Source organism: Citricoccus sp. NPDC055426, assembly GCF_040677445.1.
Lineage (GTDB): Bacteria > Actinomycetota > Actinomycetes > Actinomycetales > Micrococcaceae > Citricoccus.
The window spans coordinates 108,851-124,487 of the sequence record NZ_JBFARZ010000002.1; the positions used below are offsets into that span (position 1 = coordinate 108,851).

Below are 15,637 nucleotides of genomic sequence, written 5' to 3' on the forward strand. Positions count from 1 at the left end.
CTAGCCCCGGGCGATGCGTGCGACCGTCTCGGCCGCGGCGTCCACGGGGACGTCCACGGCCTCGCCGGTCTCGCGGTCCTTGACCTCGACGACGCCGTCCGCGAGGCCGCGGCCCACCACCACGGAGGTGGGGATGCCGATCAGTTCGACGTCCGAGAACTTCACGCCGGCGGAGACCTTCTTCCGGTCGTCGTAGAGGACCGTCAGGGACTGGGACTCGAGTTCGGCCACGAGCTGCTCGGCGGCGGCGAAGATCTCCTCCCCCTTGCCGGTGGCCACCACGTGGACATCGGCCGGTGCGACCGCCCGGGGCCAGACCAGGCCCTTCTCGTCGTGGTGCGATTCGGCCAGGGCCGCCACGGCGCGGGTGACGCCGATACCATAGGAGCCCATGGTCACCACCACCTGCTTGCCGTTCTCGTTGAGGACCTTCAGGTCGAGGGCCTCGGCGTACTTGCGCCCGAGCTGGAAGATGTGGCCCATCTCGATCCCGCGGCGGGTGTGCAGCGGGCCGGAGCCGTCCGGTGCGGGATCGCCGTCGCGGACCTCGGTGGCCTCGATGACCCCGTCCCAGGAGAAGTCGCGGCCGGCCACGAGACCGAAGACGTGCTGCTGCGGTGCGTTGGCGCCGGTGATCCAGGAGGTGCCCGCGGCGATCCGCGGGTCCACGAAGAGCGGCAACCCGGAGCTGTTGCCCGGGCCGATGTAGCCCTTGACGAGGGAGGGGTGCTTCGCGAGGTCGGCTTCAGAGGCCTGCTCCACGCCGGGCTCACCGGCCACCTCGAGCAGGGCGCCGATGCCGGCCTCGAGCCGTTTGAGGTCCACGTCCCGGTCGCCGGGCACCGCCACGATGAACTGGCGCCGCTCGTTGCCGTCCAGCACGGCCGTGAGCACCACGCACTTGAGGGTGTCCGCGGCCGCCCACGGGCCGCCGTCGCCGCGCGGCGCCAGCTGGTTGGCGACGTCCACGAGGGCGGCGATGGTGGTGGAGTCCGGGGTGTCCTTGACCTCGGCGGCCGGCAGGGCGGCCATCGCCGCCTCGTCCAGGGGGGCCGGGGGCACCGTGGTGACGGCCTCGACGTTGGCGCGGTAGCCGGCGTCGGACTCCACGAACGTGTCCTCGCCGATCGGCGAGGGATGCAGGAATTCCTCGGACTGCGAGCCGCCCATGGCACCCGCCTGGGCCTGCACGGGGACGACGTCCAGGCCGAGCCGGGCGAAGATCTTCAGGTACGCCTCGCGGTGGTCGGCGTAGGCCTGGTCCAGGCCGGCGTCGTCCACCGTGAAGGAGTAGGAGTCCTTCATGATGAACTCGCGCACGCGCAGCAGGCCGGCCCGGGGACGGGCCTCGTCCCGGTACTTGGTCTGGATCTGGTACAGGTACGCCGGCAGGTCCTTGTAGGAGGAGTAGTGGTCCTTGACCAGGAGGGTGAACATCTCCTCATGGGTGGGGGCCAGTAGGAAGTCGGCACCCTTGCGGTCCGTCACCCGGAACAGGGAGTCGCCGTAGTCCTCCCAGCGGCCGGTGACCTCGTAGGGCTCCTTCGGCAGCAGGGCCGGGAACTGGACCTCCTGGCCGCCGATCGCGTCCATCTCCTCGCGCACGATCGCCTCGACCCTGTTCTTCACCCGCAGGCCCAGCGGCAACCAGGTGTAGGCGCCCGGACCGGAGCGCCGGATGTACCCGGCGCGCACGAGCAGCTTGTGGCTGGCCACCTCGGCGTCGGCCGGATCGTCACGCAGGGTGCGCAGGAAGAGGGTGGACAGGCGCAGGGGCACGTCGGGGCTCCGTTCGAGAATGGGGGTGGTTCGTGAGGGCTGGTTCGTGACAGTACGGAAGGGTGAGGGGGTGTTAGCCGTCGAGCTCGGCGCGCAGGGCGTCGATGAGTTCCACGCCCTCGGCTGCGGGCCGCGGCTCACCGCCGCCGGCGGCGGTGCCGGCGAAGCTGATCAGCCGCTCGCCGTCCTGGACGTAGACGGTGGTGGACGTGCTGTTCCCGGCTCCCGCCGGCAGGGAGGCGCCCTCCACGGACACGGTGGTTCCGACGGTGACGGCCAGGGCCGCGTCACCGGCGGCCTCGACGTCCTCCACCGTCATGGTGGCCTCCGCGGTCAGGCCCTCGCCCATCTCGAGCGTGTAGCTGGGGCAGGCCTCCGCGAAGTCGTTGAAGGCGGCCATCCCGGCGGCGGCCGCCTCCGCATCCGGGTACCCGGTCACGCTGAGCATGTCCGAGGTGGCGCCGCCGGTCTCGGTGGTCTCCACCACCACGGCGCCGGTCATCTCGGTGCCTTCGGGCAGCTCGCCGGTGGCGGCCACCTGGCCCTCCGGGCCGCATTCGGCCGGGGTGATGGTGATCCCCTCGGCCAGGCCCTGGGTGGACTGCTGCAGCTCCTCGAGCTGCGCCCCGGAGACGATCTGGGCCTCGTCCCCGAGGACCGCCTTCAGCGCCGCCTCGATGTCCCCGGCCTCGTCGGCCGTCGCCGAGCCGGAAGCGGACGCGCTGGGTGTGGCACTGGCCGAGGCTTCCTCGGAGCCGGATGGCGTGACGGTCTCGCTGGCGGCCGGCGCGCTGGAGGAGGCGTCGGAGCCGTCGCCGTCGTTCCCGCCGCATGCGGCCAGGGCGAGGGTGAGCACGCCGAGGCCGGCGACCGCGGGGAGGGCGGAGGATCGGCGTCTGCGGTGCTGGCGGTTCATGTCTGGTCCCCTCGTGGTTGCTGCCGGTGTTCCCGTCTGGCTTTCAAAAGCATAGGTCACCGCTAGAGCAATACCGTGGCGAAGGTGCCGACCTGTTCGAACCCCACGGTCCGGTAGGTCCGCAGGGCGGCCGTGTTGAAGCTGTTGACGTAGAGGCTCACCCAGGGGGCGATGCCGCGGGCGTGCTGTGCCACCGCGGCCACCGCCGGAGCCGCCAGTCCCCGGCCCCGGTGCTCCGGCGCCACCCACACGCCCTGGATCTGCGAGCACTGGGTGGACACCACTCCCAGGTCGGCCTTGAAGCGGACCTGCCCGGAGGCGTCGAAGTCCACCAGGGAGAAGCCGTTGCGGATCAGGTCCTCCACCCGCAGCCGGTACTGCACGGCCCCGTTCTGCAGGGGGGAGAACCCGAGCTCCTCCTCGAACATGGCCACGCAGGCGGGCAGCACCGCGGAGAACTCGTCGTGGCGGGCCGGCCTGACCCGCGGCGAGGGCTCCACCGCGGGCTCGCCGGGCAGCACCATGAGCGGCTGGTCGTCGCGGATCTGACGGGCCTGTTGGGGACCCCGGGAGAGTTCCCTCCACAGGTGCAGGACGGCCTCGCGGGGGCCGTAGACGGAGGCGAAGCGGCGGTGCAGGGCGGCCAGCGCCACCCCGAACAGGGCCCCTGACTCCGCGGTGGCCCCGATGGGCACCACGTTCGCCCCCACCCAGCAGGCCGCCTCCAGGGCGCCGGGGCGGCCCATGGTGGCCGGGGAGCCGGCGCCGGAGATCCCGAGGAACAGGGAGCCTCCGGAGCGGACCGGGGACGCGTCCCGCCCCTTCTCGAGCGTGGACTCCACGAAGCAGTTGGCCACCGGGTCGGTGGCGGCCAGCGCGGTGAGGGCCGTGGTGTCGGCGTGGCTCAGGACGCGGACGGCGCCGCCGGTGGCCCGGCGGACGGCATCGTCAGGAGACGGAGACCACGGGCGGGCCCTGGACAGGATTCTGGCCATCAGTGCCCTCCCCGCCTTCCTCGAGTCCGGACTCCGCGGCGATGCGGCGGGCCTCGGCCAGCAGCGTCTCGACGATCTGGTCCTCCGGGACCGTCTTGACCACTTCACCCTTGATGAAGATCTGGCCCTTGCCGTTGCCGGAGGCCACCCCGAGATCGGCCTCGCGGGCCTCACCCGGTCCGTTGACCACGCAGCCCATGACGGCCACGCGCAGCGGGACGGTCAGGTCCTTCAGGCCTTCGGTGACCTCATCGGCCAGCGAATAGACGTCCACCTGGGCCCGCCCGCAGGAGGGGCAGGAGACGATGTCCAGCCTGCGCTCGCGCAGGTTCAGGGACTGCAGGATCTGCAGGCCGACCTTGACCTCCTCCACGGGCGGGGCGGACAGGGAGACGCGGATGGTGTCCCCGATGCCCTGGCCCAGCAGGTAGCCGAAGGCGGTGGCTGACTTGATGGTGCCCTGGAAGGCGGGGCCGGCCTCAGTCACGCCGAGGTGCAAGGGCCAGTCGCCGCGCTCGGCCAGCAGCTCGTAGGCGCGGGACATGATCACCGGGTCGTTGTGCTTGACGGAGATCTTGAAGTCGCGGAAGCCGTGCTCCTCGAACAGGGAGGCCTCCCAGACGGCGGACTCCACGAGCGCCTCCGGGGTGGCCTTGCCGTACTTCTTCAGCAGGTCCGGGTGCAGCGAGCCCGCGTTGACGCCGATCCGGATGGAGGTGCCGTGGTCCGAGGCCGCCCGGGCGATCTCCTTGACCTGGTCGTCGAACTTCCGGATGTTGCCCGGGTTCACGCGCACCGCGCCGCAGCCGGCCTCGATCGCCGCGAAGACGTACTTCGGCTGGAAGTGGATGTCCGCGATGACGGGGATGGTGGACTGCTTGGCGATGACGGACAGGGCCTCGGCGTCCTTGTCCGTGGGGCAGGCCACCCGCACGATGTCACAGCCGGCGGCCGTCAGTTCGGCGATCTGCTGCAGCGTGGCACCGATGTCATGCGTCTTGGTGGTGGTCATGGTCTGGACCGAGACCTGGTGGTCCGAGCCCACCCCGATCCTGCCGACGTGCAGCTGCCTCGTCTTCCGGCGCGGGGCCAGGACGGGCGGTGGTGCGGCGGGCATGCCAAGGCTGACGGGCAATTCAGGACTCCTGATGGGGTTCGGGGAGGGCTTGCTCTGGTCCCAGTCTACTGGTACGAGACGAACCACGGCTGGGGTGAGACCTCCGTCATGGTCTGCTCCGGGGTGAAGGTCGGCGAGTCCTCGTCGATGAAGTTCTTCCATCCCAGGCGCATCCCGGACGGGAGGTCCCTCTTCAGCGAACGCCACGTCTCGAGCTTTTGTTCCGCGGAGCCGTTGCCGTCCGCGTGCACCATGAGCGCCAGTCCCTCGCGTTCGGCCACCGCGGCCCGGTCCGGGATCATACGGGTCTGGAACTGGTGCAGGATGACCAGTTTCTCCGGCAGGCGGTGTTCGGCCACGAGGCCGGCCAGCCACGCGGTGGTCTCGTTGACCTCCGCCGCCGAGACCTGGCCGATCTGCTCCATGTGCCGCTGGCCGGGCTGCAGCCGCCACTCGGGGTCCAGGGCCAGTCCCACGTGCGGCAGCGTCAGCAGGTCCTCGAAGGCCTGCGCCTGGGTGGTGAAGTCCTCGGTCCCGGGCTGCAGGTCCAGCACCACGTAGGTGCCCGCCTGCCCGGCCGCCTCGACCCACCGCGCCAGCTGCTCCGCCTCCACATAGGAGGTGTAGTCCCCCGTGGGCCCGGGGGCGGAGCTGGCCACGGTGGCGATGATCTCGAAGGCCGGGATCACCGGCTCCTCGCTGAACGGCTGGTACCGGGCGGCCAGGTCGGCGGCGCGGGCCAGGGCCCCGTCCACGTCCTGCTCCCCGAGCAGGCCGAGCGAGCCCGTGCCGGGGGTGCCGTACAGCGCCACCATCCGGCGGCCCGGGAACAGGGTGGTGCCGCCGCCGGGGAGCTCGGGTACCGGCTTCGGGGTGGGGCTGGGCGTGGGGCTGGCGGAGGCGGTGCCCGACGCCGGCCCCGCACCCGAGCCGGACGGCCCGCCGGCGCCCGGGCCGGGGGTGCAGGCGGCCAGTGCGGCCACCGCGCCGGCCCCCGTCAGCCCGGTCAGCAGGTGGCGGCGGCTCAGGACGTCACGGCGATGCAGGGGTGCGCGTCCGATCCTCAGGCCTCGTCCCCGCGGATCGCGGCGGCCCGGTCACCGACCGCGCACGACCATTCGTTGACGTCGGTGGAGGCGATCAGCCCGTGGTGTTTGAACGGGTCCCCGTCCAACAGGTCCCGGACGGCCCCGGAGGAATCGGACTTCACCAGCAGCAGGGCCGCGGCGGGCTCATCCACGTAGGCCCCGGCGGCCACCATGGCCGGCCCGAGGGAGACCAGGAACTCGCGGTGCGCGGCGCGGTGGACATCGCGCTGGTCCGCGAGCCCCGGGACGTAGTGGTACTGGACGGCGAAGATCTTCTGTGGTTCGGCCATGGTGCCAGCGTAGGCCAGTCAGCGGGTCCACAGGTTGCGCGACACCTCGCTCCAGCCGTCCCCGGGCAGGGCGTCGGTGTCGGCGTCGTCCCCCACGAGGGCGGCTTCGCCGTTCACGTCCTCGAGGGTCACGATCATCCGGGGCGACTCCGTGGAGCAGGCTGCGCCCCCGGACTCGTCCGGTGGGTCCCTGGGAACGCTCACCAGGCACACGATGCCGCGGGTCGCGGCCTCCTCGCCGACGTAGTAGTCGACCCCGTGGGCGGTGCCCAGGTGCCGCGCGGAGCCCGGCTCGAGGATGCCGTAGGAGTTGACCTCCTCGGGGACCGGACCCGCCGGCTCCTCGTCCAGGATCGCCAGGCTGCCCTCGCTCGAAGCCCCCTCACACCCCGCCAGGGCCGGAACGGCCAGCAGGGCGGCGACGGCCAGGCCGGTGGTGAGGGGACGGGCCGGACGACGGGGGCCGCCGGCGCGGCCGCTGTGGGACGGCATGGTGGACCTCCTCGGTTTCCACCCCACGGTAGGCAGTCCCCAGACCGTGCCACAAGGCCCGCCGCGCCCCGGGGCCCTCAGGAGACCGGGGCCGTCAGAAGATGCGGATCGGTTCCACGATGTCGGCGATGATCAGCAGCACGCCCATGCCCAGCAGGGCGATGCCGACCACGTAGGTCAGCGGCAGCAGCCGGGCGATGTCGAAGACCCCGGGGTCCTTCCGCCGGGTGAGCTTGGCCCAGCCGCGGCGGATGGACTCCCACAGGGCGCCGGCCACGTGGCCGCCGTCCAGCGGCAGCAGGGGGATGAGGTTGAACACCATCAGGGCCACGTTGACCCCGGCCACCAGGGAGAGCAGCAGGGAGGCCTTGTCCTGGATCGGGACGTCTTCCAGCGCCGCGGCCTCCCCCGCGATGCGTCCCACGCCGACCACGGACATCGGCCCGTTGGGGTCGCGCTCGGCCGGGCCGAAGACGGCGACGGCGGTCTCCCACAGCTTCACCGGCAGCACCACCACCACGTCGGCGGTCGCCTTCAGCTGCTGTCCCATGACGGGGAAGGTCTCGGTGACGGGCTGGGGGATGTTCTGCACCTCGGAGCCCATGCCGACGAAGCCGACCTCCCGGGTGACGGTGCTGCCGTCCGGATTCGTCGTCGGCCGGCCGCTGGAGTCCGTCACGGGCCGTTCGGTCAACTGCGGGGTGATGGTGCCGGTCATCTGGGCCCCGTCCCGTTCCCAGCCGATGGCGGTGGCCTGGCCGGCGCGCTCGCGGATGGCCTCGGAGAGCGGGTCCCAGCCGTCCACGGCCTGGCCGTTGAACGCGGTGATGGTGTCCCCGGGTTCCAGCCCTGCCTGGTAGGCCGGCGCAGGCGGATCCGAGGGCTCGCAGGCCTCGGATCCCTCCTGGCCGGCGGCGGCCCGCTCCTGTTGCACGGCGGCGGGGACCACGCACCGGAAGACCTCGGAGACGGTGGTCGTGGGGGTGGCCACCCCCGTGGAGGTCACGAGGACGGCCGTCAGCACGAAGGCGATGAGCAGGTTCATGAACGGCCCACCGAGCATGATGATGATCCGCTTCCACACCGGCAGGGAGATGAACATGCGCCGCTCGTCGCCCGGCTGGAGCTCCTCGGCGGAGATCTGGCGGGCGTCGGTGGCCATCTGCTGGAACAGACCGGTGCTGGCGTTGCGGGGCCGCTCCCCCTGCTCGGGGTGCTCGGGCGGGTACATCCCGATCATGGAGACGTAACCGCCCAGGGGGATGGCCTTCACCCCGTACTCGGTCTCCCCCCGTCTCCGGGAGAAGACCGTGGGGCCGAAGCCGACCATGTACTGGGTGACGCGCACGCCGAAGAGCTTGGCGGGGACCAGGTGGCCGATCTCGTGCAGGGCGATCGAGAGCGCGATGCCCAGGGCCACGGCGATGACGCCGATGATGAACCAGAGGACCTCCATGCTCAGAATCCTCCGGCCGGCCAGGCGGCGGGTGCCGCGCCCCAGCGTTCCCGCGCGGTGGTCCGGGCCCAGTCCTCGGCGGCGGCGAGCGCCTCCGGGCTCAGGGCCTGCCCGCCCAGCACGGTGGCCGGGTCGTACTGCTCCACGGCGGCCCGCACGGTGTCCACGATGTCCGTGAAGCCGATCCGCCCGGCGTGGAAGGCCTCCACAGCCTCCTCGTTGGCGGCGTTGTAGACGGCCATGTGGGTGTCGGAGGCCCGGGCCGCCTGCTTGGCCAGGCGGACGGCGCCGAACGCCTCCTCGTCCAGGGGTTCGAAGCTCCAAGTGGCGGCCCGGGTCCAGTCGCAGCCGGTGATGGCGCCGGGGACCCGGTGCGGCCAGCCGATCCCGAGGGCGATCGGCAGGCGCATGCTCGGCGGGGAGGCCTGGGCGATCGTGGAGCCGTCCGTGAACTCCACCATGGAGTGCACGATCGACTGGGGGTGGACCACCACGTCGATGTCCGCCAGGTCGATGTCGAACAGCAGGTGCGCCTCGATCACCTCGAGGGCCTTGTTCACCATGGAGGCCGAGTTGGTGGTGACCACCCGGCCCATGTCCCAGGTGGGGTGGGCGAGGGCCTCGGCCGGGGTGACGGTGGCCAGCTGCTCCCGGCTGCGGCCGCGGAAGGGACCGCCGGAGGCGGTGAGCACCAGCCGGCGCACCTCGGCGGCGGAGCCCGAGCGCAGGGCCTGGGCCAGGGCGGAGTGCTCCGAGTCGACCGGCACGAGCTGGCCGGGGGCGGCGGCCTGCTTCACGAGGGTCCCGCCCACGATCAGCGACTCCTTGTTGGCCAGCGCCAGCAGGTGGCCGGCGTTCAGGGCCGCCAGGGTCGGGGCCAGGCCGATGGAGCCGGTGATCCCGTTGAGCACGACGTCGGCCCCCTCCCAGGCGGCAACCTCGGCCGCCGCGGTGGGTCCGGAGTACAGCTCCGGGCTGGGCGCGCGGACGCCGGCCCGGCGGGCGGCGGAGGCGATGGCCTCGGCCAGCTCGTCCGCGGTGGCCGTGGCGCTGCCGACGGCCCCGGCACCGGTGGCCACGGCCTGGCGGGCCAGCAGCGCCGTGTTGGAGCCGCCGGCGAGGCCGGCGACCTCGAAGCGGTCCGGCGCGGCGGCGATGACGTCCAGGCCCTGGGTCCCGATCGAACCGGTGGAACCGATCAGGGTGACCCGGCGGGGTTCGGTGGGGCCGGCGTCGGGCAGGAAGGACGGAACGGTCTGGCGGGGCGCTTCGGAGGTCACCGGTCCATTATGGCCGGACCGGCTGGGAGTCCTCTCCACCACTCACAGGCCCCCGGTCGGGCCCCGCACCTCGCCGGACAGCACTCGGCGGGCGGAACGCACCGGTGCGTTCCGCCCGCCGAGTGAGAGTGGGGTGGGGTCAGTGGTCCACCGCCTTCTCGGCGCCGGCGCCCGTCAGGGACCGCACCTCCATCTCGGCCTGCTTGGACCGGTCCTCCGTGCGCCGGTCCAGCTTGGAGCCGAGGAAGCCGAGCAGGAAGGCCAGCGGGATAGAGACGATGCCCGGGTTCTTCAGCGGGAACCAGGCGAAGTCCGCGCCGACGATCATGGACGTGTCCGTGCCGGAGACCACCGGGGAGAAGGCGATCAGCACGATGGCCGCGCCGAGGCCGCCGTACATCGACCACAGGGCGCCCTGGGTGGTGAAGCCCTTCCAGAACAGCGAGTAGAGGATGGTCGGCAGGTTCGCCGAGGCCGCCACCGCGAAGGCGAGCGCCACCAGGAAGGCCACATTCTGGCCCTGGGCGCCGATGCCGCCGACGATGGCCAGCACGCCGATCACCACCACGGTGCGCCGGGCGATCTTGACCTCCTTCTCCGGGGACGTCTTTCCCTTGGCGATGACGTTGGCGAAGATGTCGTGCGCGAACGAGGCCGCCGCGGTGATCGTCAGCCCCGCCACCACGGCGAGGATCGTGGCGAAGGCCACGGCCGAGATCAGGCCCAGCAGCAGCGGTCCGCCGAGTTCGAAGGCCAGCAGCGGCGCCGCCGAGTTCACCCCGCCCGGTGCGCTCTCGATCCGCTCCGGGCCGATGAGTGCGCCCGCGCCGTAGCCGAGCACCAGGGTGAACAGGTAGAAGGCGCCGATGAGCACGATCGCCCAGACCACGGACTTGCGGGCCTCCTTGGCCGTGGGCACCGTGTAGAACCGCATCAGCACGTGCGGCAGGCCGGCGGTGCCGAGCACCAGGGCCAGCCCCAGGGACAGGAAGTCGAGCTTGGTGATCTCGCTGATGCCGTACTGCAGGCCCGGGTTGAGCAGGGCCTCGTTGCCGCCGGCGGTGTCCACCGCCGCGCCCAGCAGGGCGGAGAGGTTGAAGCCGAACAGGGCCAGGACCCAGATGGTCATGACGAAGGTGCCGGCGATCAACAGGCAGGCCTTGATGATCTGGACCCAGGTGGTGCCCTTCATCCCGCCGATCAGCACGTAGAGGATCATCAGCGCACCGACGATCGCGATGACCACGGACTGGCCGGCCCGGGAGTCGATGCCCAGCAGCAGGGAGACCAGGGCCCCGGCCCCGGCCATCTGGGCCAGGAGGTAGAAGAGGCAGACCATGAGGGTCGCCAGGGCGGCCGCGATGCGCACGGGGCGCTGGCGCAGCCGGAAGGACAGCACGTCCGCCATCGTGAACTTGCCCGTGTTGCGCAGCAGCTCGGCCACGAGCAGCAGCGCCACCAGCCAGGCCACCAGGAAGCCGATCGAGTAGAGGAAGCCGTCATAGCCGTTGATGGCGATGGCCCCCACGATCCCCAGGAAGGACGCCGCTGAGAGGTAGTCCCCGGCGATCGCCGTGCCGTTCTGGGTCCCGGAGAAGGAGCGGCCGCCCGCGTAGTAGTCGGCGGCGGTCTTGGTGTTCTTGGAGGCCCGCAGGACGATGATGAGGGTCACCGCCACGAACAGGCCGAAGATGAGCATGTTCAGCCACGGCTCACCGACGTTGGTGCCCTCGGCGGTGGCGGCCAGGACGGGGGTCGGCAGGGAGAGGACGTTCACTTCTGGCCTCCGTCGGTCGGTTCACCGGAGCCGGAGAGGCTCTGGCTGGCGATGCTCGGGTCCAGGGCCTCGAGCTCTTCACGGATGGCCGTGGCCTGTGGATCCAGCTTCCTGTTGGCGAAGGCCACGTAGAGCCCCGTGATGACGAAGGTGGAGACGAACTGCAGCAGGCCGATGAGCAGACCCAGGTTGATGTTGCCGATGACCTTGATGGACATGAATCCCGGCGCGTAGGCCGCGAGTATCACGTAGAGGAAGTACCAGACGATGAAGACCACGGTCCACGGGAACACGAAGCTGCGATGCGTCCTGCGTAACCCCTGGAACTGGTCCGTGGCCTGGACGGCCTGGAAATCGACGTGGCCGTTCTCGGCCAGGTCTGGATGTGGTGTTGATGACACGTAATCCCCCTGTCGGTGTGACACCGGATAGCTACCGGTGAGTATGACCCGCTCATCCTAAGGGGATAGTGACCCGCCTCACACCCCTGCGGCCGAAAATTCTCCGCAGGGGTGTGGTCCGCTCCGGGCCTCAGAGACCCAGTGAGCGCGCGATCAGCATCAGCTGGACCTCGGTGGTGCCCTCGCCGATCTCCAGGATCTTCGAATCACGGTAGTGACGCGCCACCAGGGACTCGTTCATGAACCCGTAGCCGCCGAACACCTGCGTGGCGTCGCGGGCGTTGTCCATGGCCGCCTCCCCGGCGACCAGCTTGGCGATGGCCGCCTCGGTCTTGAAGGGCTGTCCCGCGAGCATCTTGGCCGCCGCCTCGTAGTAGGCCAGCCGGGCCGTGTGCGCGCGGGCCTGCATGCGGGCGATCTTGAAGGAGACGGCCTGGTTCTTGCCGATGGCCTGGCCGAAGGCGGTGCGCCTCTGCGCATAGGCGATCGACTCGTCCACGCAGCCCTGGGCCGCCCCGGTGGACAGGGCGGCGATGGCGATCCGGCCCTCGTCCAGGATCGAGAGGAAGTTCGCGTAACCCCGGCCACGCTCCCCCAGCAGGTTGGCCTCGGGGACCTGGGCGCCGTCGAAGAACAGCGGGTGGGTGTCCGAGGAGTTCCACCCCATCTTGTCGTAGGCCCCGCCCACCGTGAACCCGGGGGTGTCCGAGGGCACCAGGAGGGTGGAGATCTCCTTGCCCGGCGCGCCGTCCCGGCCCGGACGGGTGCCGGTCACGGCGGTCACCGTGACGAGGCGGGTGATGTCCGTCCCGGAGTTGGTGATGAACTCCTTGGCCCCGTTGAGGGTCCAGGTGCCGTCCGCCAGGGTGGCGGTGGTCTGGGTGCCACCGGCGTCCGAGCCCCCGTTGGGCTCGGTCAGCCCGAAGCCGGCCAGGGCCTTCGCGGTCACCAGGTCCGGAAGCCAGCGGTCCTTCTGCTCCTCGGTGCCGAAGCGGTAGATCGGCATCGCGCCGAGTGACACCCCGGCCTCCAGCGTGATGGCCACGGACTGGTTCACCCGGCCCAGCTCCTCCAGGGCCAGGGCCAACGCGAAGTAGTCCCCGCCCATGCCGCCGTACTCCTCCGGGAAGGGCAGGCCGAACAGGCCCATCTCACCCATCTGCCGGGTGATCTCATAGGGGAACTCGTGGCGGGCGTCCAGCTCCGCGGAGACCGGCGCCACCACCTCGTCGGCGAACTCCCGGACCGTGGCCACCAGGTCCCGGTAGTCCTCGTCCAGCTCGGGGCCGGCCGTGCGCCCGCCACCCGGGGCGGAGTGATGCGTGGTGCTCATGGTGTGTCCCATCTGAGTAAATACTGATTAACTGAAGCTATGCTGTGATCGTATTCACCTCCACCGCCCGTTGTCCACCAGCACGCCCCAGGACGCCATGACCACCGAACAGACCACTCGGGCCGCCGCCAAGGCGGACCGCCGCCAATCCCTGCTGCGGGCCGCCGCACGGCTCTTCGCCGAGCGGGGGTTCACCTCCGTCCGGCTGGAGGACCTCGGGGCCGCCTGCGGCATCAGCGGCCCCGGCGTTTACCGCCACTTCCCGGGCAAGGACGCCGTGCTCGGCGAGCTCCTCCTCCAGGTCAGCGACGACCTGCTCACCGGGGCGCGCCGGGTGGTGGCTCGGGACGAGCCGGCCACCGGGATCCTCACCGCCCTGGTCCGGTTCCAGGCCGACTTCGCGGTGGCCCACCGGGACGTCATCGCCGTGCAGGACCGGGAGATCCGGCACCTCCAGCCGGCGGACCGCGCCGAGGTGATCCGGCTGCAGCGGGCGTACATCGACCTCTGGGCCGACCAGCTGCTCCGGGTGCACCCGGGCGAGGACCGGGCCACGGCCGTCTTCCGCGCGCAGGCGGCGTTCGGGCTCCTGAACTCCACCCCCCACTCGGTCCGCCGCTCCCCCGCTGAACAGGCCGGCCGCGGCGCCCTGTTGGAGCAGATGGCGGTCTCCGCCCTGCTGGCCGGTCCGCGGGACGGTTAGGATTCCACGTACAGTGTGATGGCCACACCGTGACGAGGAGGTCACCATTTCCGTGCAACTTCGTGAAGTCCGGTCCGAGGACCTGGACTACTTCTTTGAGCACCAGCAGGACCCCGAGGCCAACCTGATGGCCGCCTTCGCCCCGCGCAACCCCCAGGATCGCGGTGTCTTCGACTACCACTGGTCGCTGCTGCTGGACGACCCCGCCACCCGGGTGCGGACCATCGAGCAGGACGGGAAGGTCGCCGGAGCCGTGGTGGTCTCCGGCATCGGCACCGAACCTGAGCTCTCCTTCTGGACGTCCCGCGACTACTGGGGGCAGGGCATCACCACCTCCGCCGTGGACGCGCTGTTGACGTCCTTCACCGAACGTCCCCTGCGTGCACTCGTCCCGGCGGACAACATCGGCTCGCAGAAGATCCTGACCCGCCGCGGCTTCTCCGTGGTTGGCGAGGACAAGTCCTTCTCCAACGCCCGCTCCGAGGTGGTCACCGAGCTGGTCATGCAGCTCGGCTAGCACCTGCTGGGATCGGCTCGGATCGGCCGGGATCGGCCGGCACCGCCTAGAACAGGGCCAGCGCCATCCCCGGCCGGTTCAGCACGGCGCCCACGTCCGCCAGGAACCGCGAGCCCTGCTCGCCGTCCACCAGCCGGTGGTCGAAGGACAGGGACAGGGTCATCACCTGGCGCAGGGCGATCTCCCCGCGGTGCTCCCACGGGGTCCGCCGGACCTGCCCGATCGCGAGGATCCCGGCCTCCCCGGGGTTGATGATCGGCGTCCCGGCATCCACCCCGAAGACCCCCACGTTGGTCAGAGTGAACGTCCCCCCGGTCAGCTGGGCGGGCTTCAGGGCACCCTCCCGTGCCACGGCCGTCAGCTCGGCCAGCCGGTCCGCCAACCCCCTCAGGTCCAGGGCCTGCGCATCGGGGATGTTGGGCACCATGAGCCCCCGCGGCGTGGCGGCCGCGATGCCCAGGTTCACGTAGTTCTGCCGCACGATCCGCCCGCCGTCCCCGTCCCACCGGGAGTTGAGCTCCCCGGTGCGCTCCATCGCCAGGCACGCCGCACGGGCCACCAGGGTCAGGGGGGTCAGCTTGAGGTCGCGGAAGTCCCGGTGCCGCCTCAACTCCTCCAGCAGGTCCATGGACTCGGTCACGTCCACGGTCAGGAACTCCGTGACATGCGGCGCGGTGAAGGCGCTGGCCGTCATGGCCGCGGCCGTCGCCTTGCGCACCGAGCGGATGGGTTCCTCCTGGGTGCGCGGGCGCCCCCCGAGGGTGCGGACCCCGCGATCCGGCGCGGCCTCCAACGGCGCGGCCTCCAACGGAGTGTCCGACGCCGGCCGGGCGCCTTCCGCTGCCTGCCGGACATCCTCGCGGGTCACCACGCCCCCGCTGCCGCTGCCGTCGAGCCGGGCCAGGTCGACCCCGAGGTCCTTGGCGAGCCGGCGGACCGGCGGCGTGGAACGGGGCCGCTCGGCGGTGAGCGTGGCGGTGCCTGCGGGACTGGCGGACCCGGCAGACCCGGCTGACCCGGCGGCAGCCGACACCGGCGCTCCCGCGGGAGGGCCTGCGGGCACGGGATGTGGAGCGGCCGGGCGCCCCACCCGGGTGCGCCGGGCCGGGCGGCCGGCACCCTCCACGGCCGCGCCGTAGCCGACCAGCGTCGGCACGCGACCGTCCGGCAGGCTCGCCGAGCCGGCGTCGGGCCCGGTGTTCTGGGCGGCGGAGGCCTCCGGGGCGGTGCCGGGCTCGTCACCGGGTTCGTCACCGGCCAGGTTGAAGGAGATGATCGGCGCACCGACCTGGACCACGGTCCCGGCCTCGCCGTGGAGTGCGGCGATGGTCCCCTCATACGGGGAGGAGAGCTCCACCACGGCCTTGGCGGTCTCCACCTCGGCCAGCACGTCATTGACCTTGACGGTGTCCCCCACGCCGACCTTCCAGGTCAGTAGCTCGGACTCGGTCAGGCCCTCGCCCAGGTCGGGCAGGTTGAAGATCTTGAGCATC

15 protein-coding genes are annotated in these 15,637 nt (G+C 71.5%); 2 read left to right on the top strand and 13 right to left on the bottom strand.

Going from position 1 to position 15,637, the window contains the following annotated elements; genetic code table 11:
* The 12 genes from AB0K08_RS04345 to AB0K08_RS04400 all read right to left on the bottom strand — a co-directional run bounded on the left by AB0K08_RS04345 (nt 1) and on the right by AB0K08_RS04400 (nt 12,924).
* Entirely contained in the window at nt 1-1,779 is a 1,779-nt protein-coding gene (locus AB0K08_RS04345; protein WP_363352060.1) for a proline--tRNA ligase, read from the bottom strand.
* Between the two features lie 73 nt (nt 1,780-1,852).
* The gene (locus tag AB0K08_RS04350; protein ID WP_363352062.1) at nt 1,853-2,695 is read right to left on the bottom strand and encodes a hypothetical protein; all 843 of its coding nucleotides are present in this window, start codon (nt 2,693-2,695) and stop codon (nt 1,853-1,855) included.
* A 62-nt stretch (nt 2,696-2,757) separates the two neighbouring features.
* Nucleotides 2,758-3,690 (bottom strand): GNAT family N-acetyltransferase, encoded by a 933-nt coding sequence (locus AB0K08_RS04355; RefSeq protein WP_363352064.1) that lies wholly within the window; start codon nt 3,688-3,690, stop codon nt 2,758-2,760.
* On the bottom strand, nt 3,644-4,807 hold the full coding sequence (gene ispG / locus AB0K08_RS04360) for a flavodoxin-dependent (E)-4-hydroxy-3-methylbut-2-enyl-diphosphate synthase (protein ID WP_363352559.1): 1,164 nt from the start codon (nt 4,805-4,807) through the stop codon (nt 3,644-3,646). Before ispG ends, AB0K08_RS04355 begins: the two co-directional genes overlap by 47 nt.
* A 65-nt stretch (nt 4,808-4,872) precedes the next feature.
* Entirely contained in the window at nt 4,873-5,790 is a 918-nt protein-coding gene (locus AB0K08_RS04365) for a hypothetical protein (RefSeq protein WP_363352066.1), read from the bottom strand.
* Nucleotides 5,791-5,870: 80 nt separating this feature from the next.
* Entirely contained in the window at nt 5,871-6,185 is a 315-nt protein-coding gene (locus AB0K08_RS04370; protein WP_363352068.1) for a YciI family protein, read from the bottom strand.
* Nucleotides 6,186-6,203: 18 nt separating this feature from the next.
* A complete protein-coding gene (locus AB0K08_RS04375; RefSeq protein WP_363352070.1) occupies nt 6,204-6,677 on the bottom strand; it encodes a hypothetical protein in 474 nt (157 codons plus the stop codon).
* Between the two features lie 94 nt (nt 6,678-6,771).
* Nucleotides 6,772-8,133, bottom strand: coding sequence for a site-2 protease family protein (locus AB0K08_RS04380; protein ID WP_363352072.1), 1,362 nt, complete (start codon nt 8,131-8,133; stop codon nt 6,772-6,774).
* Between the two features lie 2 nt (nt 8,134-8,135).
* Nucleotides 8,136-9,374 carry a 1-deoxy-D-xylulose-5-phosphate reductoisomerase gene (gene dxr / locus AB0K08_RS04385; protein ID WP_363352560.1) on the bottom strand — a complete coding sequence of 413 codons (1,239 nt, stop codon included), beginning with the start codon at nt 9,372-9,374 and terminating at the stop codon, nt 8,136-8,138.
* A gap of 178 nt (nt 9,375-9,552) precedes the next feature.
* Nucleotides 9,553-11,112, bottom strand: coding sequence for a cation acetate symporter (locus AB0K08_RS04390; protein ID WP_363352561.1), 1,560 nt, complete (start codon nt 11,110-11,112; stop codon nt 9,553-9,555).
* A gap of 74 nt (nt 11,113-11,186) precedes the next feature.
* Nucleotides 11,187-11,591 carry a DUF485 domain-containing protein gene (locus AB0K08_RS04395; RefSeq protein WP_363352074.1) on the bottom strand — a complete coding sequence of 135 codons (405 nt, stop codon included), beginning with the start codon at nt 11,589-11,591 and terminating at the stop codon, nt 11,187-11,189.
* Nucleotides 11,592-11,721: 130 nt separating this feature from the next.
* Nucleotides 11,722-12,924 carry an acyl-CoA dehydrogenase family protein gene (locus tag AB0K08_RS04400; protein ID WP_363352076.1) on the bottom strand — a complete coding sequence of 401 codons (1,203 nt, stop codon included), beginning with the start codon at nt 12,922-12,924 and terminating at the stop codon, nt 11,722-11,724.
* A 97-nt stretch (nt 12,925-13,021) separates the two neighbouring features.
* Between AB0K08_RS04400 and AB0K08_RS04405 the strand changes: the two genes are divergently transcribed.
* Complete coding sequence (locus AB0K08_RS04405; protein WP_363352078.1) at nt 13,022-13,627, top strand: TetR/AcrR family transcriptional regulator; 606 nt, start codon at nt 13,022-13,024, stop codon at nt 13,625-13,627.
* Between the two features lie 52 nt (nt 13,628-13,679).
* The gene (locus AB0K08_RS04410) at nt 13,680-14,144 is read left to right on the top strand and encodes a GNAT family N-acetyltransferase (protein WP_363352080.1); all 465 of its coding nucleotides are present in this window, start codon (nt 13,680-13,682) and stop codon (nt 14,142-14,144) included.
* 46 nt (nt 14,145-14,190) lie between these two features.
* Here AB0K08_RS04410 and AB0K08_RS04415 read toward each other — a convergent pair whose 3' ends face one another.
* Complete coding sequence (locus AB0K08_RS04415) at nt 14,191-15,636, bottom strand: dihydrolipoamide acetyltransferase family protein (RefSeq protein ID WP_363352562.1); 1,446 nt, start codon at nt 15,634-15,636, stop codon at nt 14,191-14,193.
* Between the last annotated feature and the right edge of the window lies 1 nt (nt 15,637).

Bases quoted from the DNA above. Each gene is read 5' to 3' on its own strand.
- AB0K08_RS04370 (WP_363352068.1), bottom strand. From the start codon at position 6,185: ATGGCCGAACCACAGAAGATCTTCGCCGTCCAGTACCACTACGTCCCG.
- AB0K08_RS04400 (WP_363352076.1), bottom strand. From the start codon at position 12,924: ATGAGCACCACGCATCACTCCGCCCCGGGTGGCGGGCGCACGGCCGGC.
- AB0K08_RS04380 (WP_363352072.1), bottom strand. From the start codon at position 8,133: ATGGAGGTCCTCTGGTTCATCATCGGCGTCATCGCCGTGGCCCTGGGC.
- AB0K08_RS04350 (WP_363352062.1), bottom strand. From the start codon at position 2,695: ATGAACCGCCAGCACCGCAGACGCCGATCCTCCGCCCTCCCCGCGGTC.
- AB0K08_RS04405 (WP_363352078.1), top strand. From the start codon at position 13,022: ATGACCACCGAACAGACCACTCGGGCCGCCGCCAAGGCGGACCGCCGC.
- ispG (WP_363352559.1), bottom strand. From the start codon at position 4,807: ATGCCCGCCGCACCACCGCCCGTCCTGGCCCCGCGCCGGAAGACGAGG.
- AB0K08_RS04355 (WP_363352064.1), bottom strand. From the start codon at position 3,690: ATGGCCAGAATCCTGTCCAGGGCCCGCCCGTGGTCTCCGTCTCCTGAC.
- AB0K08_RS04390 (WP_363352561.1), bottom strand. From the start codon at position 11,112: ATGCTCATCTTCGGCCTGTTCGTGGCGGTGACCCTCATCATCGTCCTG.
- AB0K08_RS04375 (WP_363352070.1), bottom strand. From the start codon at position 6,677: ATGCCGTCCCACAGCGGCCGCGCCGGCGGCCCCCGTCGTCCGGCCCGT.
- AB0K08_RS04415 (WP_363352562.1), bottom strand. From the start codon at position 15,636: ATGCTCAAGATCTTCAACCTGCCCGACCTGGGCGAGGGCCTGACCGAG.